This is a genomic window from Mesorhizobium sp. M7D.F.Ca.US.004.01.2.1 (genome assembly GCF_003997785.1).
In the GTDB taxonomy this organism is placed as follows: Bacteria; Pseudomonadota; Alphaproteobacteria; order Rhizobiales; family Rhizobiaceae; genus Mesorhizobium; species Mesorhizobium loti.
This window is the reverse complement of the sequence record NZ_RZRQ01000578.1, coordinates 1-2,225: the sequence shown is the minus strand read 5'-3', so window position 1 is coordinate 2,225 and position 2,225 is coordinate 1. Positions and strand designations below refer to the sequence as shown.

Sequence of the window (2,225 nt, the reverse complement as noted above, 5' to 3'; positions counted from 1 at the left end):
ACGCGGCCTCGGTCGCCGGCCTGCTGGTCACCACCGAAGCCATGATCGCGGAGGCTCCGAAGAAGGAGTCGGCTGGCGGCGGCATGCCTGGCGGCATGGGCGGCGGCGGCATGGGCGGCATGGGCGGAATGGATTTCTAATCCAGCCAATCTGGCTAAGCTTACTGAAAGGGCGGCAGCGATGCCGCCCTTTTTGTTTTGCGCAGCGGTCGTTGTGGACGTCTCTCAGACGGCGGCATCCGCGCGTTGCTTTACCTCGCCGGCAAGCACGGCCGCTTCGATCAGTGCCGCCACCTCGTCGGCCACGGCTTGTACCGGGGCGCGGTCGCGGGTGGCGCGGGCGATCACCATCAGCCCTTCCAGCGACGATTCGACCAGCAGCGCCAATGCATGCGCGCGGCGCTCGGGCACCCCTGCCCTGACGAAGGCGTCCCGCAGCAGGCCTATCCACTGTTCGAAGGCCGAGCGGCACAACTCCGCCAGTTCCGGCACGTCGGTCGGCGAGTCCAACACGACAGGCGCGATCGGACAGCCGAGCGAAAACTGGTTGTCCTCCAGCATGCGCCCGACCGACTGGTAGATATGATGGACAGCGACCGCCGGATCCTTTTCGGCGGCCAGCGCTTCGCCCAACCTCTCCGTTACGTCGGCAACGCTGCCGCGCGTCACCTCGATAACCAGCTGGTCCTTGCCGCCGGGGAAATGGAAATAGAGCGAGCCGCGCGGCGCGCCGCTGGCGCTCAATATGTCGTTGAGCGAAGTGCCGTGATAGCCGCGCTGCCTGAGCAGCAGCGCCGTCGTCTCGAGAATGCGGGTGCGGGTGTCGTTGGCCATGTCAACCTCTGTCAGGAGGAATCATTATAGGCCTTGCCTCGAATATGACAATCGGTCTACATAATATATAGATCAGTCTACATATTTCTGAGGAGAATCGACATGCGCAGCTACCGTCTCGAAGGGCCCGGCGGGACCGAATGCCTGGTGATGCGCGACGAGGGGCAGCCGGAGCCGAAACCGCATGAGATCGTGGTGCGCGTTCGCGCCACCTCGCTCAACCGGCGCGACACGATGATCCTCAACGGCACCTATCCGCTGCCGCCGCGCCAAGGCGTCGTTCCGCTGAGCGATGGGGCCGGTGACATTGTCGCCATCGGCGATGCCGTCACTCGCTTTGCCGTCGGCAACCGTGTCACCGGCAGCTATTTTGCCCGCTGGATCGACGGCGGCATCCATGCCGGGCTCATCGACCAGCTCGGCTGCACGCTGGACGGCATGCTGGCCGAATACGCGATCCTCGACGAACAATGGGCGGTGCGGCTGCCCGATCATCTCGACTGGCATGAGGCGGCAACGCTGACCTGCGCTGGCTTGACTGCCTGGAATGCGGTGACGGGCGCCGGAATTCCGAAGCCTGGGCAATGGGTTCTGGTCATCGGCTCGGGCGGTGTCTCGCTCTTTGCACTGCAGTTCGCCAAGCTGCTCGGCTGCCGTGTCGTCGCCGTCACCTCGCGCGGCGAGAAAGCCGACAGGTTGCGGGCGCTGGGCGCCGATCTGGTGATCTCGACATCGGATATGCCGCAATGGGGTGCGACCGTCCGCGATCAGACCGGCGGCATCAATCTCGTCGTCGAGACCGGCGGCCCGGCGACCTTCGCACAGTCGCTGATTGCCAGCACGCTTTACGGGCACATCGTGCTGCTGACCCTGCAGGATGCGAAAGGCGGATCGATCCAGCTGCCGGCGGCACTCTACCAGCGCAGCCTCGCCACCATCAGCCGCCTCTTCGTCGGCAACCGGACCAATCTCGAAGCCATGCTGCGCGGCGTCTCGCAGCACCGCCTGCGGCCCGTCATCGACAGGGTCTTCGCCTTCACCGAGGCCGGCGATGCCTACCGCTATTTCCAGCAGGGCGACGTCTTCGGGAAAGTGATCATCGACGGCGCCTGACCCATCAAGTCCTCAAACCAAGGGAGAACGACAATGACATTCGTGAAGCCTCAGCCGAGTGGCAAGGAACGCTGAAGGAAGGTTCGGGCCGATTGCGGCTCGGCAGCGGCGCCTTCGAAGGCGCCTATTCCTTCCCATCGCGTTTCGAGAACGGTCCTGGCACCAATCCGGAGGAACTGATCGCCGCAGCGCACGCCGGCTGCTTCTCGATGGCGCTGACCGCCATCCTCGGTCGGGAAGGCCATATCCCCGACAGCATTCGCACCGTGGCGAAGGTGC

The 2,225-nt window shown here is 64.7% G+C and carries 3 protein-coding genes; 2 read left to right on the top strand and 1 reads right to left on the bottom strand.

The genetic code is table 11. The annotated features are described in order from the left end of the window. Positions 1-224 precede the first annotated feature (224 nt). The gene (locus tag EN993_RS34970; protein ID WP_109663053.1) at positions 225-833 is read right to left on the bottom strand and encodes a TetR/AcrR family transcriptional regulator; all 609 of its coding nucleotides are present in this window, start codon (positions 831-833) and stop codon (positions 225-227) included. 102 nt (positions 834-935) lie between these two features. On the opposite strand from EN993_RS34970, the gene EN993_RS34965 reads away from it, so the two are divergent. Then, positions 936-1,946, top strand: a complete 1,011-nt coding sequence (locus EN993_RS34965) for an NAD(P)-dependent alcohol dehydrogenase (protein WP_109663051.1) — start codon at positions 936-938, stop codon at positions 1,944-1,946. Between the two features lie 38 nt (positions 1,947-1,984). Further along, a partial coding sequence (locus EN993_RS34960) for an OsmC family peroxiredoxin (RefSeq protein ID WP_127266162.1) occupies positions 1,985-2,225 on the top strand: 241 nt, incomplete at its 3' end.